Below are 24104 nucleotides of genomic sequence, written 5' to 3'. Positions count from 1 at the left end.
ATTTCGCTTAGTTCCGAGGTTCGATGTTAAAGAGGGTCTTTCACCTTAAATGATTATGGTATTTCTTTCTTAGAAACTTGTGTTCTTCCAAAATAAACAAACCGGCAATGAATTATAGCCTATTTCTGGTTATATTTTATTGCCTTTTATTATTCACCTATACCGTTCATATTTAACTTTCATTGCAAGTCGTTGTTAAGTCGACATTCAATATAACCGAGCCCACCAACCGACTGCGCCTTCCTTCAAAGAGTCCCACTACCCCGTGTATAAACCTCCATACGTCCATTAGAAAGTCCACCTATTGTCATATTTAATTTGATATGTGGATGAACTGAATGAGGGATGTCCCTGGATAAAATAGTTTGCAAGCCGTGTGATAATCCAACCAAAGGGGTTTCCTTATCATACCATTCCTTTACAATTTTTATTGCTTCCTCTCCTTTTTCTCTTGTACCTGTAATACTGACAAAGCATTTCCGTTCCCTAGTATGGCAAACTTTTGATATTCCTCACGGAGTATGGCTCCTTCGTGATTAACTCTTCCGTCTGACATAACAGTAATAAACAACCCCTCAGTTACCGCTATCGAAACAAAACTCATTTCTCCATTCCCCATTTCTTAAATGTTAATTTGTTTCCAAAACTAAAGTAACCCTTTAATAAAAAAGTCAATAGAATCAATTTTTTGTGCATTTTATTTACACTACCACGAAAACATAAGGTAATCTTAACTTTCACGGATGACCTATCCAATTTTAATTTTAACAGTAGAGGATACTACCTGGTTTACCGGTTGTGGCTGCGGCTTCAGCGATTGAACAAATTCGGTAAATGAATTCGCCTGGAATATGCGAAAAGGATAATTGCCCTCTATTGCGTACCGATGATCGGCGAGAATTAACACATGCGGAAACGGTGCGGCCATAATACCGGAGTTATAAAGGTCGACATAGCGGTCGAGTTTATCGCGCATTTGCTTTTCGCTGTATATGGTGCGCTGTACCTCTACGAAGAAACCGGTGCGTCGATACTGGCAATAAATGTCCGGCTCGGCAACGCCCTTCTTTCCGTATTTCGGTTCGACAAGGAACGTTCCAAGGTCGCCAAGTCTGCGCAGCTCCTTGTATACGTCCAGGATCGCGAGGAAATGGTGAACCTTCTGGCCGTTCTTCTTTATCTGTGTCTCAGCCGGGAAGTAAACGAAAGGTGTATATATATTCGACCGTGTGACTTCTCCGTCACGCATTAGACGCAGCATAACGTTATTGGCCGAATGAACCGGATGCTTCAGCCCTCCGAAATGTAATTCGGCTATTGAGTCGCGATCCATGCATCGAAACCTCTGCAAATCCTTCAGAACCTCTTTATCCCTCTTCGTTAACATCCGAATACATCCTCCTCGGTTAATTGTTTCGGTACTTCCTCTTTTGGCGTTACGTCCTTCACTTTTCCTTTTGAATCATGAACGGATTTAATAACTTCTTCGCTTCCTCCATTTCGAGGTAAGGCGCTTGCAGCTCGTAAAGTTTGTCGCTATTCATTACAAACCGGCCAGCCGTTTCGATTAAATGAGCATTAGGCGTATTCACGATTTTTGATTCGATAGCATCGCGCAATTTAAAGCCCATGCTGACGGTCAGATTCGCGCGAATAGTCGTATCGAGCACCTTTGCATTCGGCCGCTGCATCGACAGAATAGCCAGCACACCGAGCGACCTGCCTATCGCTACAACCTCCGTTAAAATATACATAATCTCTGCGTCATTCCGAAGCATTACAAACTCGTCAATGCAGACAATGATATACGGCACACGTTCGCCGGACGGCAAATCGTCGACGTGGCTTACCTCGAAGACTTCCGTTAATTTACTGCGCCGATCCATTTCCGATCTGACCTTCCGCAACATAGAGCTAATGTCACGAGCGCTACTATAAACCTCCTGGACATGTTCTACCTTGCGAAATATATGAAACTCTTGCCGTTTACAATCGCCGAGATAAAGTTCTAATTCGCTCGGTTTTTTCGTCATTATGAGCGTTGTTAATATAGAACGAAGCTGTGTTGACTTACCGCTGCCCGTTTCGCCAGCTATTAAAATATGGGGGTGCTTCAGAAGGTCAAAAGCGACATAACGGCCGTTTCTGTCCTGGCCGCAAACTATTCCGAGCTTATGACGGTCAATATGCGGCTTAATAGCTTCATAGTCGTAAGGTAAGTCGCTAGAAGGTGCGTGCTGATAGACGATTAATTCAAACGTTTTAATCTCGCCCTTTATTTCGATATTCTTGCCGTAAAACTGTTGGAATGCGAAGTAGTTTTTCGTTATAAGTTTCGGATCGAGGCCGTTAGGTAGTGAGAATACTAGTCGCGTAAAGTTATCGGAAATGGATACATCGTGGATTTTCGGATAGATATAGCGGTCGTTTTCTACGCCTTCAATCGTGCGATAGATGCCGGCACTCTTAAACGTCTTAATTAACTTACGGCGAGCGTTTAGCTTCGCCAATGTCAGGCGCAAATTCATCGGCCTAACCAATGAAGCAGCGGATTCGTTTCGATAAAGTAGATACCGGCAGCAAACGCCGCAATCGGTATAGCAGTGCGCAGAATAGTTCCGACTAAATGATAGCCCGTATCTTCGAGCGTCTTGTCGACCGCAGCCAAGACGAGCGTTGCCCCTCCGGCCAGTAATAATGTTGGTGTAAATAACATGATGATTCCTCCTCGTTCATTTAACGTTCACTGTTCTTAGGGATTTCCCCTATATACGCTTTTTGGTTATCTCGGCTCTAAAGACCACAACATTATTATCTTCATAGAAATACCTCCTAAGAAGTCATACGCCCTGGTCAGGTGTGTGGCTTTTTTGGTTTCCTCCCCTCTCGCTCCCCTCCTTCCCTTCCCGCTTCGCTCATTCTTTAACAGATTTCTAAAATCGCTTTATATTGCCGTTTCTACTTGTACGAGTGTGGTTACGATAGAATGACGAAACACTTCCGAAAGTGTGCCAGCGTTCGTTAAACTACACTGTCGCTTTCGTGTTAATAGCCTATGCAAAAACGGAAATTAAATTGCTTGTATATTCGAATAAAAATTCTCAAAGGGTAAAGCTTCTGTTGAAGCGAATACATATATTGGGTGATATTATGTTTATTTGTCGAATCGAAGAATTGGTTAAAAATAGCGGGCTGAAGAAGGGTTTTATCGCAGATAGATTAGGGGTTAGTGTAAAGCAATTTCGGAACTATGAAACAGGGCATAGTTTAATACCGATCGATAAGGCATTTTTACTTGCAGGGCTACTTGGTTGTAAAGTAGATGATTTATATAAATTTAGATAAACAGGAGTCAATTACATGGATGATTTTTGGGGTATAATTTTAATCGTTTTATTCTGTGGCCCTGGTTTTGCTTTCTTTTTCTTGATTCAAGATAAAGATTTTCGGAAATTTATAGGTGGATGGATCGTCTTGATTGCCATCGTATGGATTCTAGGCGAAGTAATACGTTAAATCCTTTATATTGGAGGGACTAGAAGTTGGCTCAATTTCAGACAGTTTTAATTACAGTGTTTAGTGGTTTATTTCTTTTTATTTTAAGTCAATTCTTTTTAAAGTTCATATTAGAGCCAATGGTTGAGGTTCGAAAAGTGATAGGAAAAATCTCCAGTCATCTTGTCTTATATGCTTATAGGTTTTCAAATGTCGTTGAAACAAAAGAATTATATGAGAATGAGGAGCTACGAAAAGCAATTATGGATGTAAGTACAAAGACTCGGACATTAGCGAGCGAATTACAAGGAACTGTACAAGTCGTGCCTTTATATTCGTTGTTCTCCTCTCTTGGTTTTATACCGAAACAAGAAAACATTCAAGATGCTATCAGTAACCTTATTGGATTATCAAATTCTTTATCAGCACATTCTGATTCCAGGTATGATTATATTCATTTTAATAATGAAAAGAAAGACGAAATAAATAAATGCCTAAAAATAAAAGTAAAGATATAAGTTTTAAATGTTTACCGCTACGGCCTAATCACCGTAGCTTTTTTGTTTTAGTCTCCAACAATCGATAACCGCCTTTTCGATTTCTTTTAATATCGGATTACCTTTCGCTAATTCTGTACGTAAGTATTCCCCCCTTTCTTCGTCTGATAAATGCGCTATTGGTGAATGAATTATAACGCGTGTACCCTCGAAGTTATATTCTTTTCTATGCATACAATCACCTCAAATTTAATCTCGGAATAATTCGCTAAAAAATATTTTGAGCCCCAATCCAGCTTCTTTATTGTCTTCTTCATTTTTAATAAACGAGAAATGTGACTTATTTTTGGATTCGGATACATCCTTATAGAATATTTTATTTTCGTCCTCAGTTACTTCAAATGGTGTATTATTAATTGTTACTATTCTCATGAGCTCTCTCCCGTGCCATGCGCTCTCTATAACATTCGTTAACAACTCGGGTCGATCTTTTTTAATAGCGGATTGCCTTTCGCCATTTCCTCTTCCACCCACTTTTTCGCATCCTCTTCCGACATATCCAAAAGCGCTGATTCAACGAATATAGTAGCTTTTTCAATCTTGTATTCTTTCATTGACGGATCACCTCTACGGCCAGTCTTTCCGAATAAAGTAGCGTTGAACCCTCGGATTCTAAATTTTTGGTGCGGTAAATTTCTTCGCCTGGGCTTCCGTTTTACCCCGGGAAAATAAAATTTGCATTCGCAATGATTCGCCAGCAGGTACGCAGGTTTTCGCCGGATAGCCCCCCGGCATAAAAAAGAGCCGGCATCATCGCGCCGACCCTTCCCGTTTCTTTATCGCCCTGTATATCGTTGGCTTGCTGACGCCTGTCATTTCGACGATTTCCGGCACGCTGTACTCGTTGCTATCGTACAGCTTCAGCGCACGTTCAACGTCCTTCTTCGGTGTGCTAGGGCGTCCACCTACCGACCTCTTGCTCGTGCCGCCTTTAGTCCGGCCTGCGTTCTCTCGACGATAATATCACGTTCTAGTTCTGCGATGCTGGCCATCGTACGAAAAAAGAAACGTCCGACTGGCGTAGTCGTGTCAATACCGTCCACAATCGAAACGAAATCAATGCCTTCGCGATCGAATCCTGCGGTCAATTCCAGCAGCTTAAAAGTTGATCGCCCTAACCTATCGAGCTTATAAACGACTAGAGTGTCTCCAGTTCTGAGTGCATTCAGGCATTGTTGTAACTCCGGCCGGTCGTCCCGTTTACCGCTTTTTTTCTCCGTGTATATCCGTTCACAACCAGCCGCCTTCAACGCATCGATTTGCATGTCGAGATTTTGATCTTGCGTACTTACGCGGGCATATCCTATTTTCATACCGTATCACTCCGTTTCATTCCGTTATAGCTAACGTATCATAAACGGTACTATTTAGCAACTATGAAACGATACTGTTTTTTGATACGATTCACTAGCGACATACCGACGGAATGGCATTACGCAATCTTACCGTTTCATAAATAATCGTTTATGAAACGATTGATTATATAGTTTTATCTTCCTAGCTACTATAAATAAAAAGGCTCTAACCATCTCGGTTAGAGCCTTTTTAGCGTTACGATTTAATGCTTTTAGAACTTAGGTGTACAACGACCACTTTTGGACCGTATTTTTTACGTTCTTTTATTTATATATTAAATATGAAGAAACTGGGAATAAAATGATTTACTGAATGCCTGATTTATCGGGCTTTTTTCTGTTTAATAAAAACTTGATAATTTACTCTTATATATGTTTGGTGGTCAGAATGTGGTCAAAAATAACCCATGCTTATTCAACTACTCATTTATGAGCGGAAACAGACCTACCCTGATCATAAACGATATTCATCTGAGCGAAAATGCGCAGTTCTTGAGCGAAAACCAGCCTTTTCCAAGTTAAGCGGACATTCACTTATATTTAGACTGTGGGTTAGAGTCTATTCATAATTTTATTATGCTAACTTTTTACGCCTATTTGATGTTTACCAAATTCAGTATGGAATCATCAATTGCCTTTCCAAATCCCTCTTTATCCGTCATGGCACGCCATCTGTCTTTCCTGACTGCAGAAAGTGCGTCTTCAAGGACTTCATCTTCTATTCCCACTTCTTTCAGCAGGCGGAGCGCCCTTTCCATTGCATCTACCATTCTCATTGCACCGTAGCTCTGAGGCTCCCTATAGAGACCTTTGGCGCTAGTCAAGGTATAGGCGACATAGTCAAGTAGATGTTCAATCACTTCTTCTTTAGTCTTTGTAGCTTCCATATTGGTCATATGAGATTACCTCCTGTGCAGGTTTGCTCGTTTTAGGCCGCGGAGGCTGGTCCGTATACCCCAGGCTGATCAAAAGTTCCGGTTCAACTTCTTCCGGCAGTCCAAGTACCTGTTTGACAGCCTTCGGATGAAATGATCTTACAGGACAATTAGCGACTCCAAGTGAATGTGTGGCCAATAGGATATATGCTGCTGCAATGCCAAGATTCACAAACCGAAGAACCTCAGCTGTATCAGCCCCGCCCCGGATGAGCGCCTCTGTCCCGTTGGAGCATAACACGACGATTGCAGCCGGCTCTCCTGATAACCCGGGTGCAAACCGTTTAAGCCGCTTGATTTGGTCTTGTTCTTGCACAATAACAAAATGGGATTCCTGTGCATTGCTCCCTGAAGGACTACTTAGGATAGCATGTTCGATTCCCTCGATAATTTCTGACGGAAGTGCACGCTGATCGAATGACCGGGCACTGCGCCTTGATTTAACCGCATCTAAAACTTCCATTTTTCTCATTCACCCCGTACTACTGAAATGAAAAACCCCGCTCTTCCAGGACTTTCCTTAGATTTTCTCTTAAACTTGCAGAAGCAGCTATCGTTTCAGGGCGAGTGCATCTCCGTGCAGTATGCTCTCGCCATCCATATTCAACCCCGTGTTTTTCAGGCTCTCCTGCGAGAGAAACCCTCCGCCCATCATACGTTCTTCGTGAAATCATGATCTGGTCATACTCTGCCAAGTTTTCTTCAAGATTTGTAGTTGAGTAAGTCTCATGATGGACGGTTACTTGTTCGGGAAGCCGTGGTTTTACCCCTCTTCTAACTCCCTCCCGTTCAAAGCCAATTGCTAATCCTGAAACCGCAAAAACTCCCTCAGGAAGCCCAAGCTCATCAGCCACTGCTTCAGGATCGTTTCTGATCGACCCAACAGGAACACTGCCGAGGCCGAGCGATTCAGCGGCGACTATGGAATTTTGCAGGGCTAGCGCTGCATCGACAGCAGAGAGAAGAAACATTTCGAGCGTATTCGCAGCAAACTTATATCCCTGTGATGCCGTTACATGCTTTAACCTATAGATGTCTGCACAAAAAACAAGAAATACGGGTGCTTCCCTAATGAAATGTTGGCTGCCTGATAACGCTGCTAATTTACCTTTGCGTTGTTCATCTTGAATGATGATGATGCTATAAGCTTGCAAGTTGGACGATGTAGGAGCACTTCTTGCAGCTGTCGTGATGGCTTCCAGCATTCCGTTAGGAAGCGGTTTTGGCAGAAATCCCCGAACCGACTCATGGGCGGTAAGGAGCTCAATCGTCTGGTTCAAAATATTTTCCGGCAGAGTAACCCCTTCCAGTTCCAATCGTGTTGCACTATAAAGTGTCTTACTCAAAAGAACATCCCCCTTGGTATGCACGAAATCTATTTTAATTCACCGTTTTCCATGATCATTTGATCATCAATATAGATATTTGGCTTTTTAACGACTCCATCAATGTGCACACCTGCTGATAACGTCCCGCCAAACGTGTTATTGCTGCCAAAAGCCACATGAATAGTGCCATAGACTTTCTCATCTTCCAGGACAACGCCGGTAATTCTGGCTTTATCATTCGTGCCAATTCCGAATTCTCCAAGAAGCCTGCCATCGCCATCCCCTAATATCTCAAGGAGTTTGGCTCCTGCCTCTCCTTTAGCTTCAACAATCCGCCCATTCTCAATGGTTAACAGTAAAGGGGAATCTAAACGCCCTATTCCCGCAACAGAGCCGTCAATCAGAATGCGGCCAGATGCTGTTCCTTCAACAGGGGCAATATACGCTTCCCCAGAAGGAAGATTTCCGGATTCACCAGGAATTAAATACAATCCTGTGCTCGGTATTGCATTACGGCCTGCAATGGAAAAAGACAGAACATAACCGTCTTTTTCAATTCGAACTGTCTTGCCGGCAGTCAGGAGTTCTGTAACGCTTTCTGTTAAATCTTTAACTTTTGAATAATCGGCTGAAATGGCACCTTCTAGAAACATATCTTCTGTAATCCCTGGCATTGTGGCTATTCTTGCCCCTGCAGCGGCAGCCTTCTTACGCGCCTGTGTATGAGTCAATGAGTGTTCGGTTATACAAACGACAACATCCGCCTGCATCATGGCAGAGGCAACGGGAGCTGGCGGTTCCTGGCCCGATCGTTCTCTCTCCGACATTACCATAAGCATCGCTTCTGCGCCCAGCCGTTTTCCTGCTTCATACAGAGATTCGGCAAGTTCCTTCTTCACATCATCTGTTACCACTACAAAAGCTTCCTTTCCCTCCAATCCAAGGCATTTTTCTAGTACATTCTGACTAATTTGAATCATTTGCTCGAGCATCTTTACCACCCTTTTTAAACCATTTCTGATACTAATTTTGCCATCATGGCATTAGACAGGATGACCGGCAGACCAGTTGATTTGGCTACCATGTCCCTTGCCTGCTCTGTGTAACCCATGCAATCCAGCAAGATAATGTCAACCTCGTCTTTTAGCTCATTTGCAGCTTGTTCAAAGCTTTCCATATCATTTTTATAAGGTGAGGCAACCCCAAAAGCAGGATCTAAGCCGAAAGGGGAATACTTCGGCTGCAGAAGGTCCTTTTGCTCTTCGAGAGGTACGATCACCCCAAATCGACGATTCCCGACCAGTGCCTTTACAGTTGGAGGAATGATATGATCTGGTTCAATCAGATAGGAGCTCTTTGTTGTGAGACCCGGAAAAACTCCTGTACAAAGTAAAAGAATCTTAGTTATGCCCCTTTCCTCAAGAAAATCAATTTTCAGCTGCAAAAGAGGTTTAATTTTCTCACGGGACATGATAACGGATTCATCAGTCACCAGCCTTGAAGTGAGTACATATTCATTAATTTCTGGATATAAGTTCTGCTCGATATATTCCTTTGTTAGTCCGTCCAGTGCACCAACTTGGACCAGCTCGGCACGGCCGTCGAGATATTTCTCTAAAATTGGAGCTATATCACTGCGCGGCGCCTGGCCGATTGTAATCATCCCTAGTTTTTCCATGTTTTCACGCCCCTGTTTTTCAAATACAGAAAGAGGGAGGGTTACCTCCCACCATCACCTCACTGATGAGAAGCCTTTTTGCCCATCGTCTGCAGCATTTTCATAGAACCATAGAGCTCTGTGATCCTATTAAATTCATCGCTGCTATGAAGCACGCATGTGCCATTAGTTGTTTCTTTAGCAACTTCAACGGCGAAACGGACAGCATCCGCAACATCCGTCTCATGGCTGGCACCTGTTCCACATCCAGGAACGATAGATTGAGCCGTTATCGCTACTCCTACTACAGGAGCATCTGTCGCTACCGCAGGCTGGAGAATCGAGTTAATATGGTAGAGATTGTTCCCATAAGGGGTAATATCCTGCATAGTAATTGGGAATGTAACAGCAAATTGTCCTGTTGTCATTTCCATGATACGGAGTAGATCATCGCTGACACGAAGGATGTATCCTTCTTTTACGGTAGGAGATATGGCAATCCCCTTATGGTTGATTACCCGGTTCCCCTTGGTTGTATCAATTGAAATAATGGCATCCATTTCAGCCGTTACTTCGTATTTATTCATCGTCAAGATATCTACTGGAGAATCCATGAAGTCTACGGGTTCATGTGGAAGAGTAGGAGCATCAGGGCAAATATGTGTTGTAACGATCACGTCGCCCTTCAGGCTATCCCCTTTCGTTTGCATTTCAGCCAGCTTTAACGCTGATGCAACGGCTGCAACAGCACCGTCAGCATCGGATACCAGACCGATACGGCTTGGGCGGGCACCGATGCCGCCAAGCCGCCCGATAATTCCAAAAGTAGGTATGCTGCCACCCTTTGTTTTACCATTTGTACCTGGAATCACAATCTTTATAAAATCCGTGCTCCCTTTATTACCAGTGACCGTCGTAACGGTTACCTCGACATCCGGAAACTGATTGAATAATTCTTTAACATTTTCTCCTGTTACATATGCACTATCTAATGTTTCCAACACTGTTAACGTTTGCTTAAGTACCATAAATAAGCTCCTCTCTAGTAAGTTTAAAAGATATAAGGAATGATAGATTTCTTGATAATCTCTTCAACAGGTTTCATTAACTTTTCATTTCTCATCGTACTGCTCAGGATCAGATTCTCCTTTGGAACCGAAATGACAGCAATTTGCTGGCCTTTTTCAATCGCAGCGGATACGATTGGTTTTCCCGTTTTTGCATCCAGCGTCATAATCAAGTCTGGGAATGTTCCAAATCGATCGCCATTCTTTTCAATGGTCATATATTCATTCCAAAAGGTCATTTCATAGGAGTTATTAATTGTCACTGTTCCTACGTCAAAGCCGCCAGTCGTTTCAATGATGAAATCTGTAACGTCTCCTTCTGCAACCACTTTACCGCCCAGCTTGCTTATGACGGCTTGAATGGCTGCCTCTCCTTTATGGCTTAACAGTGCTTCCCCTACCTCAATCGCCTGCTGAATGGCTCCAGCAGCACCATTTGCCTTTGCGTATGCCACAGAAACCGGATTTCTTGCAACTGCTAACAGACCACCTGCTTCGATCGATGCTTTACGAATGACAGTTGATGCCTTGTCAAGTGAACTTGAGATACTTAATTCCATATAGTTAGAACCTTTTCCACCGACTGCTGCCTGATGGGATACATAATCCGGCTGCTCGGATAAATTCATCGATCCCATCGAGCCTGTTGGATGTGCCCGCCCATTACATGGAATATCGATTACGGGAATGCCTGTAACGGCCGATTGAAACCAGCCATTCACTGTAGTACCCGCACCGTTTTCGTTTGTAATGATGCCCTGAATTGGACTTCCGATTTTTTGAGAAAGAATATCCAATGCTTTCGCATAATGAATCGGCTTCACATACTTATCTTTCGCAGCAGGTGCACCAACCAGCGACACGGTTACAAGTAAATCCTCATCTTGCAGTTCATCCACTGTAATAAGCTCAGGCTGGCCAATTTCAAAAGCCAGCTTGCCGATTTGGAGACCATCTTCAATCCAGCCTCCGCCCCCTCCGCCGAGGACTGCTCCACCGTAAACTGCATACTCTACTGCTTTTTCGTCTAGTCTAATTTTTGCCAAATTTACTCGCCTCATTTCCCAATTTTAAATACAGAATTGAAGAAACTGAATAATGCATCACCAGCAATAAATCCTGCTGCAAGAATACTCATTGGTGTATCAGCTTCTTTCCCTTTTGCTTTCTTCCAGATCAAGCGGATCAAGATCCCTGTTAACACGGCAAAGCGGCATAAGGAGTTAAAATAAGGAGACCTGTTGCAAACAATACACCTAGCTGACGGCTTGGACCGCCAATCAATTGGAGAATCGCTCCTGGGATGGCCCATAGCAATAATTGTCTAGCAACTTCTGATGATGCTCCAGCCTTAATAGTAGAAACATAGACTGCATCAATTGGCGGTACCAGGTTTTGAGCGAAATATCCTTTATAAGTCACAAGAACAGTCAGAAGGGCAATACCAAAAGCAATCATGGCAGTAATATACTGCTGTTTTCTGCCTTCCTTCTCATAATCTCTGTCTTTCCCGTTTCCTCTCAAAATATGACCTGCTTTGAAGTCATAACCCATATCCGCGAATGCCGGACCGGTTGCTGCGCTAAATCCAGCAAGTAAAGCAAGTGCTAGTGGAGGAAAACCAATCATCATTCCAATCAGAAGGGTAATAAAAGCAACCGCGAATGCCGGAAACCAACCGGAATGCATCGCAGCGATCCCTACGATTAATTCATGGACAAACGCAGCGAACGCAGCGAAGAATAAGAATCCAATCAGCATTCCAGGAGACATATCGGTCATAATCCCTCCTGTCAGAGCAATAATAATCGCTACGCCGAGATAAGCGACGAAACCTAGTAATAACGCTTTTTTTGCCTCTTTGATTGGACGTGTGAATTCAGCATCTGCCGCAGCTTCAAGCGTTGCTGCGACTTCCTTGGTATGAGGCGCTGCTGAACGCTTTTCTTTATCAAAAATCAGCATGGAAACCTGTACCAAAGCGACAATTCCCGCACCAATCATGATGCCATGCGGGATGTAAAGAGCACTGACATCTACACCAAAGAATGGAATGGAGTATTGACGGAATAAAAGTCCAATACCAAACATGGAAAGGGCCCATATATTCCCAATGAATGCTACCCCAAATGCCGACATCGGAATATGAAGGAATGCACCCAAAATACCGATTCCTGTACCAATACCGAGAAGTCCTGCCCGCTTTCCACCTTTGTCCCCTGCAAGGATTGCTTCAGCCGTTGCGGCTCCAGGCGCCCATGTCCCGGTAGCCGGAAAAAGCTTAGAATCAAATAATTTGTAAAGGACGGCTGCATCTACAAACATGGCTAAAGCAGCACCGATCAGCATAGGAACAATTAGTTCCGGAGTCCCCATAAGAAAAGGGATACCAATTGGAATTAATAAGCTGTTTGCTGCGCCGAATGTTGCTGAGGATATCGAGGTTTGCACCAGATTCTGCCGGTGTATCGATTTATACTTTTTAAAAATCGTAATCGGAATTCTGGCAATTAGCATGGCAATTAGAGCACCGATGATCGAGGTGTTCGGTGTCACACCAAGGGTCGTGATTATTTGCATTCCTATAATGGCACCGAACACGGCTGTTACGGACGTCAAAATAAATGCAACCGGCTCAAATATACGCGGATGACCTTTTTCTTTTTGATCGTGATTCATTTAAATACCCCCCAATTATTTTTCCCCTAAATCAAATAGCTCCTATAAAGCTATAGTCATCCTAAGGATGCCTGCCCTTTTTTAATAACTTTTATCTCTATTTGAGTAAAATACTAACAAGTTTGTTTATCTCTTCTCTGCTTGTTCATCGGCTGTCAGCATGAATCCCGTTTGTTTTTTCTTGAAAAACCCTTTCTGGATGGTGCTTAACAGAACACCAGCGAAGACAAGTGCGGCACCAATCATTTGCACAACCGTTACGATGTTGTGATAGATCCAATAGTCGAGCAGCATTGTCATCAGCGGCTGAAAATTCAGAACAATTGCCGATTTGGCAGCACCAACCGTGTTCATTGCATGATTCCACATCATTGTGGTCACTCCTTGACCGATGATGACAGACATCAAAGCAAATACCCAGAATTGCACCGAATGGGTCCATTCGATATCCATGCCGATCACAAACGGAGCAAACATGAGAGCACCGATGATAAAGCTATAACTTGTAATGATCGTTGCAGACAAACGCTTGGACAGCATTCGTACAAAGATCAGGTTACAGGCAAATGTTGCCGTCCCCCCCAGTAGCAGCAAATCACCAAAGTTAAAAATAATTTTTCCTTTAACTGATAAAACAAGATAAATGCCTGCCATGGCGATTAAGCTTCCGATAATCATTCTTCCTGTAATTTTCTCTTTTAGTAAGGCGGCAGCAGCAGCGCTGTAATAAGGGGAGCAAGGCTGAAAATCAAGGAAGCATTGGTGGCTGTAGAATATTTCAAGCCGCTAAAGAGAAAGATTTGGTTTGCCACCAGACCAATCAAACCGGCCAAACATAGAATAACGATTTCCTTCCGCTGTAGTCGAACAAATGATTTGGTGACGAAAGCCATAATGAAAAAGAAAACGGATATAACGGTCAGACTGAAGGCTGAGAGAAATAATGGCGGAAACTCAGAAAGCAAAAACTGCCGGGCAAGATAATTACCGGCCCATATCAGGACGCAAAACAAAAGAATTGTATAAGACCTTACCAAAGGAAAACCTTCTTTCAAAACATAAGCTTAAGGCAAGCTTTTAAATGGTTTGAAGTGACTGACGGAGCAGTAGTGATGCAAATAACCCTTCTGCCTCTACAGCGTCAATGATCGGAACATCTACTTCTTGCCGCAGGACATCCGCAAGACCAATTGTTGAGAAACCCGTGCAGGCAAAGACAATGACTTTTGCCCCCTGGTTCAAAAGGGATTGAACAGCCTTGAGTCCATTTTCACGGCCGGAAGGTGTCATTAAATCTGTCGTATTGCCCACTCCCTCTGGGCTTGCATAGCCAACAAGCAAGTCTCCAAGCAGGTTTCTGATGACTGCGGGAGGTGTGTCTGTGATTCCAAGTACGCCTACTGGCTGTCCTAAAGCCAAAGCTGTAAGTGCAGCAGCACTTCCCGCCCCGATGACAGGAATGGATACTTCCTTTCGAAGCTCCTCAATGGCTGGATCTGCAGCACAGCTGATCACCAAAACTTTTGAGCCTTCTTTTTCCAATGTTTTTCCTAGCTTAACGATTTTTGGCACAGCTTTCTCTTCAGTCTCATCATTAAAAATGCCTAATGGCTGATCTGGTATGCATCTGTTTACTGTTGGCAGGCCATAACAATTTGTGATCACTTTTCCATGCTGTTGAAGTACTTCTTGATCGTCTGTTGTAAATACGCGAATTACGCCAATCATACGGAACGCCCCTTCCCTAAAATGTCAGCATTCTAATTTCCGAATTGAAAGAAAGTTTTGAATGTTATTTATTATTCTAAATATTTAATAGGCGATCAACAATGTCCCCTGCAACCAAAAAAACAGAGCCTGTTGTGCATCCAGCACAACAGGCTCTGTTTTAGGTGGTTGTTTTAAACAAATGATAAAAAATGCATAAGAAATAGACAAATTTTTGACGGAAGCTATCGATTTTTATGTCTGCAATCTCCTCGATCCTATCCATTCGATACTTGACCGAATTACGGTGAATGAACAGATGTTTGGCTGTTTCGACTAAACTCCCGTCCGATGACAGATAATAAAATAACGTTTTTACAAAATCTGTCTCATTATCTCTATCATATTGCCACAGCTTCCCAATTTTCCTTTCTACCGCCTTGTCCATATTGACGCTCTCCGAAGCCTCTAACAATAAATTAAACAGCTCTATTTCTTCAAACATGAATACTTGCTGGGTCTTATCCAGGCTAGAACCAATCATGATTGCTTTCTTGGCTTCTAAATAGCTTCGCTGAACTTCCCATAACAGATATTTATCTCCATAGCCAACTCGTAGGCCTTTGAACTGTCTAAACAATGGGGTCAGGATTTCATTCCATGTTTTCACATTCACTCGAGGCAGTTGCAGCTGGTATGGTGATGAGAGCATAAGTACTAATCGGTTTCCTTGTTTATGTATATGCGATTTATTGGAATGCTTCTGATACTCTTGCTTCAATAGCCCCCCTAATTGGCGACGCATGGTATATCCTCATCCATGATATCTTCACCCTCAATGATTACAATTTCCCATGCACTTTCAGGAGTCAGGCCTAATTGTCTGCCTTTATTGACAACCTCCTGCTGGGAAAGAGGCAAGCCGGTCAAAAGCTCCTCAATAAAGTCGCCTCTTAAATTTCTTTCCGTATCCAAAGCCGTTTTTCTTCTCATTAATTCTAAAGAAAACACAAGTCGTGCCTGTTCGACACAAACCATATCCATCTCATCTAATAATTCTTTTTCAATTATGAGTTTCCCTACCATTTGTTTATCCACGGTAATATCCCAATAACTGATATCGGGCGATGGAATATAAGCAGCTCCCTGAGGGGAGGAAACAATGGTTTCACCGGTTTGGTCGAGGAGCCAAATCTGTGATTCCAACAATAAGCCTATATTATCTGCGACTGCTTGAATCCCGCTGTTCTCCAGTACCAATGTCGTTAATTTTTTATATATTTCCTCGGATCTTCTCAAAAGGGAAGCTTGCTTATCGATAATTTGTTCCATGACCGCTTGAATGATATCTATGTATGCAGCGCTGCTGGGAAGCTGGATAATTGGCAAATTAAAGTCATTGCTGATCTGTATCATCTCAACGGGCATATCCTGTATGTATTTTTCCGGTTTGATTGCTAAGGCTGCTGCGCCGGCCTGAGCCAATAGCTGCACCAGTTTTGGAAGCAATGCCGGATCATCACGAATGGCATAGGCCGTCGTTAATAACAACTCTCCCTCCCTCAGCCAGCCCTTCACATCTGGTACTTCCATAATATCTATATACCAAACAATACGATCTAATCCCTTTTCTCCGCTAATGACCTTTGCATCCTTCAACACAGGAAGGCGGAGCAAATCACTAATTGTAATTCCTGCTGGGTTCATCTAGTCACCTATTTCATGTTTAATAAAAGATAGTATCAGTATAACAAAAGCTGAGTCTTTACTACTCTTTTTGACCGATACATTATCTGATTAATTGACCTTTTAAATTTTGCGCCATTTTTTTCTAACCTGATTAGTTAATAGAAAAAGACGAAACATAATTCTCGGGCTTCAGATCCTGAAAAGGAGACTAATGGGGTTACTCTAAAAAGTGGACATGAAACAATCAAAAGATAATTATTTTGAAAAGAACTTTGAAAAGGATGATTTGCTCTTCTTGATTAAATTATGTGCCATTCCTGTAACACGGTCCCCTCGGTTGCTCTCACGATTGGATGCCACGGTGGGATCACATGACGTTACCTACTCTGTCGTTGATACCCTTGCGTAACCATATTTCACCCGAATAAAATCCCTTATTTATGGCACTAAGTTATGGCTCCATTACATAGCTTATTAATAGCGAGTTTGCATATTGGTGTCAAAACTTTTAAGTTATGATACCAGTAAGTGAAAAGCCGATTTCCAGTTTGAATAGACTCAGAACATATTCCTAAAACAGCTCTACGGTAAACATGTATACTTTAATCTAATCCTTGAAATCCCTCTATTATGTTAAACCAATAATAAATATCCCCCTTGTCAACCAAGGGGGTTCACTTTCCTATAATTCTGCAAAAAAGTTAGTTTTTTTAATTACTTTCAAGATTAGATAATAAATTCTTAAGTCGGGTTATTTCAAAATTACGCTTCTTAAACCACTCCTGCGACCAAATCCGGTGTATTTTCCAACCCAAATTTTCAAGTACCTGCTGGCGTAAACGGTCTCGGTCTCTGGCTACTTTCGAGCTATGGTAGGTTTTTCCGTCACACTCGATCGCACACAGGTATGAATTCGGTTTACGTGGATCGACAACGGCCAAATCAATTCTGTAACCTGAAGCTCCCACTTGTGTGTGTACTTCATACCCCATATCGACAAGAACATCGTAAACATCTTCTTCAAATGGGGAATCATACATCTTTACGGTATTTGAAGATGTATATACTGGCAAGTGTCCATTCATGGCCATTTCCATATAATCTCGTAAACGGTGAACGCCAATACTCTGTGTCCGTTCCAATGGAATGTCTTGAGGCAACAATGAACTGATTAATTTAACATGGTATTTCGCCCGGGTAATGGCTACATTTAAGCGACGCTCTCCCCCGTTTTTGCTTAACGGCCCAAAGTTCATATGAAGGCTTCCATCAGGAGCTTTACCATAACCGATACTGAAGAAGATTACGTCCCGTTCGTCCCCTTGTACATTCTCCAGACTCTTCACAAAAAACTCATCATGTTTGCCTTCTTTAAAGAATTGTTCCATGGAAGGATCATTCCGTCTCATACGATCAATTTGTTCCCGAATTTCTGTCGCTTGAGCTTCACTAAACGCGATCACCCCTAAAGAACGGTTTGGATGTAGGCGGAAGTGTTCAAAAACCAGTTTGGCTGTAACCTCTGCCTCTCTATGGTTACTTCTTGTTCCTCCGCGGTCATATAAACCATCTGGAACGTGAGCAAATTTTACGCCAAGTTCATCCCCATGCTCAGAACTTGGGAAGGTAATCAAACTGTTTGAATAAAAGGCGGTGTTCGAGAATGAGATGAGCGATTCATGTCTGCTACGATAATGCCAGCGTAATCTCATATTCTCAAGGACATACATACACTCATCCAAAATGCTCTCATACTCTACTTCGTTTTCATCCTCAAATTCTTCCCCTACTCCCCCAGCCTTAAAGAAATCAGTTGGAGGCAGCTGTTTGTTATCTCCTACTATAATAACTTGCGATGCACGAATAATGGATCCAATCGCATCTTCAGGAAAAATCTGAGATGCTTCGTCAAAAATAACGACATCGAAAGCAATATCGTTTGCATCTAAGTATTGGCTGACTGATAATGGGCTCATTAAGAAGCATGGTTTCAATTCCAAAGCTAGGCTGATGTTTGGGAAAGCAGTTTCCTAATCGCTAGATGCCGCTTCTTTTTGCCGATTTCATGAAGTAAGACCCCTTGTTCTCGGCGATAGGTAAGACTATCGATGGCATGTTTACGTTTTTGCTCCAATATCTCCTGCACTCGCATAGCATTCTGATCAAGACTCTTTTCATCACTTTCCCTGTATTCGAGAATCGTTCCATTGGCTCTTTCTGCATCGAAGTCATAAAGGGTTTCCTCATCTTGATAAATTTGGTCCAGCCATTTCCGATAAAATCGTTTCTGAAACAATTGTACGAATGTACCGTTTGAAGGCTTTTCGTTTTCAAGATGTTCTAAGAAAGAAGATAGTTGAGAGTCTCTTATTCTCATTTCCAATCTTTGATAACGAATCCATTCCTCCAGTTGCTCTATCGATTGAATACGCTCATTAATCCATGAATAATACCTGTTTAAGTAACTTTTTTGTAACCCCACACCATCTACCACTAGGGATTCTTTTATAAAATAAGTTTCTAGATGACAGAATAACTGCTCATGCTGATTCAAAAGCCCTTTGCTTTTTTCGAAAAGCCGAAGTAATTCTTGCTTCTGATCAGGGGTCACCCCTTCTGCAATGTATGCGACCAACCGTTCAGGAACTTCACCTTGGGAGAAATGCTTTATCCACTCTTCAATCCACGCCAAAGCGTCAAAAATGACATCCCAGTTAGTAGTATACCCAGAAAAGAAATGGCCGAAAGTTTCCTTTAAGTAATCCAAATCAGCTTCAAGAGCAATCTTCTGCTCCTGAACGACAATCGCTACTTGAAGATCTTCCTTTAACTCTGATGGCGATATATAATCACGTTTAAAAAATCCGCTTATTATATCGTATTGTTCTATCCATTGTCCGAGACTCTCCTGAAACCATTTGAAACAATCTGCAATGCTTTCTATCTCCCACTGATTTGACTCAGCTCTCTTGAAATCTCTAAAAAGGGACGGAACTTTTTGAATTAATACACGAATCGTTTGTTCTAATGTTTGTAAAGTCCGTTCAACTTCTGAATGGCGGCCGTTATCCTTGAAAGAATCCTCGATTAAAAGTGTTTGAAACTTTTCGTATATAAGAAGTGATATTTCTTAACGCTTCAATATCTGAGAGCGCCTGCTCCACCTTTTCCCAAGGTGTTTGTTCCATTTTATACCACGACCCCATGATCTCCTTTAACTGTGGCTCATTTTCTATGATTTCATTTTTCAGGTGGATGACTGCTAATGATAAGCCTATGTCCTCTAACAGTTCTTTTAAGGAAAGGCGAGAAACCGTACCAGGTTTTCGAACATCCAAAAGTATTTGGGTATTCGTGTAAAAGGCTTGTAGTTTTAACTGCAATTCCTTTATTTCATAAACTGTTTCTGAGATCGGCCATTGCTCTAATGGTTGACTACTCCGTTTCATGAAGAGATTAGGAAAATCCCCATTAAGTGTTTCCAATATTCCCTTAATCTCACCGGTGATCGTTGCTAATCGTTCAAATTCTGAAATCAATTGCTCTAAATGTCCAGTCGATTGTATCAAGATTTCTTTTAAAGGTGCAGGGATGATGAAACCTGGGAACATCTGCTGAATTTCCTGAAAAACAGAGAAAGATTCTTCAATTCGATTCCATTCGGTTTCAAGACCTTTATAATGCCTTCCAAAATAAGTCCTGAAGTCCGACTGATGATCTTCGATCCACTTTCTATACTCCAAAACCCGTTTGACCGAGCGAACTTGTTTACTCATTGACTCAAAGTCGTATTTGTCTTTTTGCTTCAATTTGGAAGTCAGCCATTTACGATCTCGACGGAACTACCGTTAAAAATCCGTACAGGTGATTGATAAGTGGTTTCAAACCGCTCTAACATTTGGAAGGTACGGTCATCTAATATTTCTTCCTCGTAGATTTCCAATGTCGCCGACAATTCCTGCTGATACTTCTTATGAATATTTTTTGACTCCTGAATGAAATTGTAAATTTCATTCTGACGTTCCTGTTGAAACCATGAAAGGGTTGGCCTCGGGTCTTTGGCAATCAACTCAAATATTGGTTTCAATCTTGTAACCGACTTTAGATTAGATAATTCTGTCTCAAACGATTCAGATACAATTGGTTTGACTTGCTCGAATTGTTGGATTTGCACCAAAAATTTTGCAATACGCTCCTGGATTGATACCTGCTTATTAAAAAGTGCATCATCATTAATATCCGACTGAACCGTGGAAGTGAACAATGGTAGAAGATCATTTCCTTGTGTCTCTATATTTTGCCGCAGAGCATACAAATCGAGTTCAAGTATTGACGGGTTATATTTTCGGTTCAATATGTCCCATTTTTGTTCCCAATCCGAAAACCTTTGCTTTGCCTCATTGATAGATTTAGTTACTCCTTCTAAATCACCGAACACTGCTGGGTTGGGCGGGGCTTTTTTAGGACAACTGACATAAGACCATTTAAAAGATGGATTTCCTCCAATTTTTTTATAGGCGGAAGCCAAATTCATCTGGTATCGTCCGCAAATCGTGTAACGTTTGCAACGAAGCTCTTCCCAGGTCAATCGTGTCCCTAATTATGTCTCTCTCTTGTATAAGCACCTTTGCATCTTGTGAACCGAATGCTTTAAAAAAAGTCATCTGAAAGCATAAACAACTCAACAAAAATATTGGTGATGTCCTTTTCTAATATCTCTGGATGAAAGATAGTTGAAAGAAACGATCTCTCCTCTAAAAATGAGGACATTTTCTCCTGATATTCCCGCGCCTTTTGGATTGTCAATTGAATAGATTCGTTGTCAAACCAATGTTTTGGGGGATTAGGTGAATATTTAGCCATTTCAATGATGCTATGGTTTTGGTAAACGTCCTCAATCGAATCACTGCTTAAGCCTAAGGTTTGATGAATAGATTTCGACTGGTGAATAAGGGCATCTAAATTTTTCAGATACTCTCGAAGAAACGATTCTAATTTGGACGACAATTCAAGACTATAAATTGGCTTCTTAAACCCCTTCCAAACGGGTGTCTGTTCCGTTAAAATCAATCGCCCGCGAAAACGCTCTAAATTATTTAAGAGAGACAGAACATATTCGTAATTTGTCGATTCATCAATTTCATAATCAAACAACATCTCCTGAATTTCATCGAGTTTCGCTAAGGTTCCATGAATTTCATATGCAGATTTACCGAAAGGGGCGCGAATCTGGTGCAGTTTCTCCGAGTATGTATTAAGCTGATTCCTTAAGTGATTGATGTTAGAATACAGTTCGTGTTGAATTTGTTTCTGCTTGGGATGATTATTGATAGCCTGTTGGAAAGCGTCCAATATTGACCGTTTATTTGCTTTATGACTGTGCAGCTCCAAACAGAATTCACCTAGCCCGACCTGTTCCAAACGGGATTTTACCACTTCTAGTGCTGCCATCTTTTCGGAAACAAATAATACCTTTTTGTTGGCTGCCAAACATTCGGCAATGATGTTTGATATGGTCTGACTTTTTCCGGTCCCAGGCGGCCCTGTAAAACAAAACTCACTCCATTCTTAGCAGCAATAATGGCTTGTTGTTGGCTTGAATCCGCATCTAATACTAGATATGACTCTTGGGCCGGCACTTTACGATCAAGTTCATGTTCATCCGGCACTGACGACAAATCCATAAAGTCTCCATTTTCATCTGCTTCCACTCCGGAAATTTTACCGATAAGAGGATGGGATTCCAGCAAATCTCTGTAATTTTCAAGATCTTTATACATCACGAGCTTACTGAAAGAAAACAACGATAGATAGATTTCTGGTGAAACAGACCACCCTTCTAAATGGTCAATTTGTTCAGTGATCCCACTCCATATTTTCTCAAGGTCCATATCTTCTTGGTCGCTTAATTCCGGAAATGGAATGCCTTTTTCCTCCCTTAATTTGTGAGCCATGAAAGGGTTGAGAACAATTTCATCCTCAACCATTTTCATTCGGAAGGGTTGGTTGGCACTGGAACGGTACAATTCCACAGGTACCAACAGCAATGGGCTCAAGAACTCTTTGTCTTTCCCTTGCTCTTTCCACTTGAGCACCCCAAAAACAAGATAAAGGGTTTGTATTCCTTGCTCATTTAAACGAGTACGAGCGTCTAATCGTAGTTTGCCGACGATTTTATTAAACCGCTCCTTCTCTTCTGCGATTTTCTTTCTTTGTTCTGGTTCTTCTTCTATTAAGTTCATCTTTTTTTGAATCTGCTCAAATATATGGTTCTTTAACTCTTCTACATTTATATTTTTAGATTCTTTCACTAAAAGATCAAACAGTTCTTGCGGTTCTTCAAAAAACTGTATAGTGTTGCTCTTTTTGGGGCGGAAATTTAAGAGTACATTACGATTAGTTAAATCAATTAAATCTTTCTTCCATTTTAATATCTTGGCTTGAAGTAAATCATTGCCAGCGGAGACGTTCAATATAAATCCCACCCATATTAAGAATTAACCTTTACTATAGCAAGGTACTTGTTGAAAAAGCATGTATTCTAAAAATATATGTAAAAAATTTATTATTTAAACATTATTATCCATACAATATTTTACCATCTGATACTTTTATACTCAATCATCTGGGAAATATTAGCTACAAAAACAATAACTAGTTGTTACCACTTCATCACAAATCTTCGTTTGTACTAATAAAAAAACAGCAAGAGCGCCAAGCCTTAGAAGCCAAAGCAAACGACAAGAGGGTAAAGTACAATGTTGTAATAACGTGGTATGTTGTTTGATTATCTTATTTTTCCCCTTTCGCCATTTCTTGTGGGCATCCAGCCTGCCCAGAAACCAAGCATTACCGCTTGAGTTGTCCCAATACGATCACTCGCTTCGTTGTACCTCAGATAAAGCAACTGTCTTGTTTTCCGCCCTGTCTTCGATTTTGATTGGCGGCAGTGAATGCAGGGCATCGTAGCAAGTTCTAAAGGCGTAAAAGGTACTACAATGCATTCCCCGATTTAGCTTCGGGGTAGCATGTTAATTCCTTCTAATATACAAAAAAATGCCCAGCATATAGCCAGGCAAGAAAAAAATATTAATCATCCAATGTAGGATCAATGAATCCAAATTCAATTTTATTATTAATGCCACCAAGCACTTCTTTTTTCTCAATAAACGCACCGTTTGTTTTAGCTATAAATTCCGAAGCCTTAAGCCTGTCCCTGATATCCGCATTTTCATCCCGCATGATAGTGGTCCAGAACCGCTTTGTTTCTTCTAAATCCGCAATTATTTCAGTGTCCAATCGCTCGTTCCTCCTTTGAATGTATTCTATAACCTTAACATTTCTTAACATGCGGCTGGCACAGACCTCTGCAGAATTTCCTGAAGCCATATACCCAGCTTGAATATAACTCTCAGCTGCATTCCCTGTCCTAATAAAAAATCAGCAAATTTCTTTTGTTTGATATTTAGACCGTCCATTTCTTCACTTCCAATACATTTTCATACAAATGTATGTTCTATAACTAAATTATACCTGAATTATTCATAGAAAATCTTTAATTGGCTACAAACATCTATCTAATAAGCCTTTTGATTGAATAGTCATTCACCTAAAAAGTGAAAAAAGAACCCGTTT

The 24104-nt window shown here is 41.6% G+C and carries 28 protein-coding genes and 2 pseudogenes; 3 read left to right on the top strand and 27 right to left on the bottom strand.

Translation table 11 applies throughout. The annotated features are described in order from the left end of the window. Positions 1–427: 427 nt before the first annotated feature. The 4 genes from JCM21738_RS24375 to JCM21738_RS11915 form a co-directional block, all read right to left on the bottom strand. Positions 428–604, bottom strand: a complete 177-nt coding sequence (locus tag JCM21738_RS24375) for a hypothetical protein (protein WP_023614640.1) — start codon at positions 602–604, stop codon at positions 428–430. Between the two features lie 144 nt (positions 605–748). Continuing rightward, positions 749–1387 (bottom strand): hypothetical protein, encoded by a 639-nt coding sequence (locus JCM21738_RS11925; protein ID WP_023614641.1) that lies wholly within the window; start codon positions 1385–1387, stop codon positions 749–751. Between the two features lie 58 nt (positions 1388–1445). After that, positions 1446–2528, bottom strand: a complete 1083-nt coding sequence (locus tag JCM21738_RS11920; RefSeq protein ID WP_081742117.1) for an FtsK/SpoIIIE domain-containing protein — start codon at positions 2526–2528, stop codon at positions 1446–1448. Then, a complete protein-coding gene (locus tag JCM21738_RS11915; RefSeq protein WP_023614643.1) occupies positions 2525–2716 on the bottom strand; it encodes a hypothetical protein in 192 nt (63 codons plus the stop codon). The genes JCM21738_RS11920 and JCM21738_RS11915 overlap by 4 nt, the downstream gene beginning before the upstream one ends. A gap of 434 nt (positions 2717–3150) precedes the next feature. On the opposite strand from JCM21738_RS11915, the gene JCM21738_RS11910 reads away from it, so the two are divergent. Genes JCM21738_RS11910 through JCM21738_RS11905 form a run of 3 tightly spaced genes read left to right on the top strand, consistent with a single transcriptional unit; the run spans position 3151 to position 4013 of the window. Continuing rightward, positions 3151–3345, top strand: coding sequence for a helix-turn-helix transcriptional regulator (locus JCM21738_RS11910; protein WP_023614644.1), 195 nt, complete (start codon positions 3151–3153; stop codon positions 3343–3345). Positions 3346–3360: 15 nt separating this feature from the next. Next, positions 3361–3516 (top strand): hypothetical protein, encoded by a 156-nt coding sequence (locus JCM21738_RS24370; RefSeq protein ID WP_023614645.1) that lies wholly within the window; start codon positions 3361–3363, stop codon positions 3514–3516. 26 nt (positions 3517–3542) lie between these two features. Then, positions 3543–4013, top strand: coding sequence for a hypothetical protein (locus JCM21738_RS11905; RefSeq protein ID WP_023614646.1), 471 nt, complete (start codon positions 3543–3545; stop codon positions 4011–4013). A gap of 228 nt (positions 4014–4241) precedes the next feature. On the opposite strand, the gene JCM21738_RS11895 is transcribed toward JCM21738_RS11905, so the two are convergent. From JCM21738_RS11895 to JCM21738_RS24360, 23 genes and pseudogenes are all read right to left on the bottom strand, one after another. After that, positions 4242–4424: a hypothetical protein gene (locus tag JCM21738_RS11895; RefSeq protein ID WP_023614648.1), complete on the bottom strand. Its 183-nt coding sequence runs from the start codon at positions 4422–4424 to the stop codon at positions 4242–4244. 38 nt (positions 4425–4462) lie between these two features. Beyond that, positions 4463–4606, bottom strand: coding sequence for a hypothetical protein (locus JCM21738_RS24365; protein WP_156315515.1), 144 nt, complete (start codon positions 4604–4606; stop codon positions 4463–4465). A gap of 196 nt (positions 4607–4802) precedes the next feature. Continuing rightward, a pseudogene (locus JCM21738_RS11890) lies at positions 4803–5365 on the bottom strand (recombinase family protein). Between the two features lie 635 nt (positions 5366–6000). Then, the gene (locus JCM21738_RS11885; protein ID WP_023614651.1) at positions 6001–6303 is read right to left on the bottom strand and encodes a DUF6092 family protein; all 303 of its coding nucleotides are present in this window, start codon (positions 6301–6303) and stop codon (positions 6001–6003) included. Then, the gene (locus JCM21738_RS11880; protein WP_023614652.1) at positions 6275–6805 is read right to left on the bottom strand and encodes a nitroreductase family protein; all 531 of its coding nucleotides are present in this window, start codon (positions 6803–6805) and stop codon (positions 6275–6277) included. Before JCM21738_RS11880 ends, JCM21738_RS11885 begins: the two co-directional genes overlap by 29 nt. A gap of 19 nt (positions 6806–6824) precedes the next feature. After that, positions 6825–7688, bottom strand: a complete 864-nt coding sequence (locus JCM21738_RS11875) for an NADPH-dependent oxidoreductase (RefSeq protein WP_023614653.1) — start codon at positions 7686–7688, stop codon at positions 6825–6827. A gap of 29 nt (positions 7689–7717) precedes the next feature. Further along, positions 7718–8662 carry an aminopeptidase gene (locus tag JCM21738_RS11870; RefSeq protein WP_023614654.1) on the bottom strand — a complete coding sequence of 315 codons (945 nt, stop codon included), beginning with the start codon at positions 8660–8662 and terminating at the stop codon, positions 7718–7720. A gap of 14 nt (positions 8663–8676) precedes the next feature. Next, positions 8677–9348: an AroM family protein gene (locus JCM21738_RS11865; RefSeq protein ID WP_023614655.1), complete on the bottom strand. Its 672-nt coding sequence runs from the start codon at positions 9346–9348 to the stop codon at positions 8677–8679. 59 nt (positions 9349–9407) lie between these two features. Next, positions 9408–10355, bottom strand: coding sequence for a DUF1177 domain-containing protein (locus JCM21738_RS11860; RefSeq protein ID WP_023614656.1), 948 nt, complete (start codon positions 10353–10355; stop codon positions 9408–9410). Positions 10356–10378: 23 nt separating this feature from the next. Continuing rightward, positions 10379–11440, bottom strand: a complete 1062-nt coding sequence (locus tag JCM21738_RS11855) for an S-methyl thiohydantoin desulfurase family protein (RefSeq protein WP_023614657.1) — start codon at positions 11438–11440, stop codon at positions 10379–10381. An 11-nt stretch (positions 11441–11451) separates the two neighbouring features. Beyond that, a pseudogene (locus JCM21738_RS11850) lies at positions 11452–12974 on the bottom strand (OPT/YSL family transporter). A gap of 225 nt (positions 12975–13199) precedes the next feature. Then, positions 13200–13751 (bottom strand): DMT family transporter, encoded by a 552-nt coding sequence (locus JCM21738_RS25805; RefSeq protein ID WP_243462997.1) that lies wholly within the window; start codon positions 13749–13751, stop codon positions 13200–13202. A gap of 20 nt (positions 13752–13771) precedes the next feature. Next, a complete protein-coding gene (locus JCM21738_RS25800; protein ID WP_243462996.1) occupies positions 13772–14128 on the bottom strand; it encodes an EamA family transporter in 357 nt (118 codons plus the stop codon). 22 nt (positions 14129–14150) lie between these two features. After that, positions 14151–14801 (bottom strand): aspartate/glutamate racemase family protein, encoded by a 651-nt coding sequence (locus JCM21738_RS11840; RefSeq protein WP_023614661.1) that lies wholly within the window; start codon positions 14799–14801, stop codon positions 14151–14153. Between the two features lie 160 nt (positions 14802–14961). Next, complete coding sequence (locus JCM21738_RS25795) at positions 14962–15585, bottom strand: PucR family transcriptional regulator (protein WP_243462995.1); 624 nt, start codon at positions 15583–15585, stop codon at positions 14962–14964. Beyond that, on the bottom strand, positions 15570–16487 hold the full coding sequence (locus tag JCM21738_RS25790; protein WP_243462994.1) for a PucR family transcriptional regulator ligand-binding domain-containing protein: 918 nt from the start codon (positions 16485–16487) through the stop codon (positions 15570–15572). Before JCM21738_RS25790 ends, JCM21738_RS25795 begins: the two co-directional genes overlap by 16 nt. A 692-nt stretch (positions 16488–17179) precedes the next feature. Continuing rightward, positions 17180–18445 carry a PDDEXK-like endonuclease domain-containing protein gene (locus JCM21738_RS22450; RefSeq protein ID WP_159101426.1) on the bottom strand — a complete coding sequence of 422 codons (1266 nt, stop codon included), beginning with the start codon at positions 18443–18445 and terminating at the stop codon, positions 17180–17182. 26 nt (positions 18446–18471) lie between these two features. Further along, positions 18472–19236, bottom strand: coding sequence for a hypothetical protein (locus JCM21738_RS22445; protein WP_052019666.1), 765 nt, complete (start codon positions 19234–19236; stop codon positions 18472–18474). 298 nt (positions 19237–19534) lie between these two features. Then, positions 19535–20278, bottom strand: coding sequence for a hypothetical protein (locus JCM21738_RS11825; protein ID WP_035209414.1), 744 nt, complete (start codon positions 20276–20278; stop codon positions 19535–19537). 8 nt (positions 20279–20286) lie between these two features. Continuing rightward, the gene (locus JCM21738_RS11820; RefSeq protein WP_148296104.1) at positions 20287–21057 is read right to left on the bottom strand and encodes a hypothetical protein; all 771 of its coding nucleotides are present in this window, start codon (positions 21055–21057) and stop codon (positions 20287–20289) included. Positions 21058–21119: 62 nt separating this feature from the next. Beyond that, positions 21120–21905 (bottom strand): hypothetical protein, encoded by a 786-nt coding sequence (locus JCM21738_RS11815; protein ID WP_148296103.1) that lies wholly within the window; start codon positions 21903–21905, stop codon positions 21120–21122. 2 nt (positions 21906–21907) lie between these two features. Next, the gene (locus tag JCM21738_RS11810) at positions 21908–22942 is read right to left on the bottom strand and encodes a DUF4011 domain-containing protein (protein WP_035209408.1); all 1035 of its coding nucleotides are present in this window, start codon (positions 22940–22942) and stop codon (positions 21908–21910) included. A gap of 616 nt (positions 22943–23558) precedes the next feature. Next, on the bottom strand, positions 23559–23903 hold the full coding sequence (locus JCM21738_RS24360) for a terminase small subunit (RefSeq protein ID WP_081742115.1): 345 nt from the start codon (positions 23901–23903) through the stop codon (positions 23559–23561). Positions 23904–24104 lie beyond the last annotated feature (201 nt).

The sequence above is a fragment of the Mesobacillus boroniphilus JCM 21738 genome, assembly GCF_000517385.1.
In the GTDB taxonomy this organism is placed as follows: Bacteria; Bacillota; Bacilli; order Bacillales; family Cytobacillaceae; genus Mesobacillus; species Mesobacillus boroniphilus.
The sequence above is the reverse complement of the archived record's forward strand: the minus strand, read 5'-3'. Positions and strand labels throughout refer to the sequence as shown.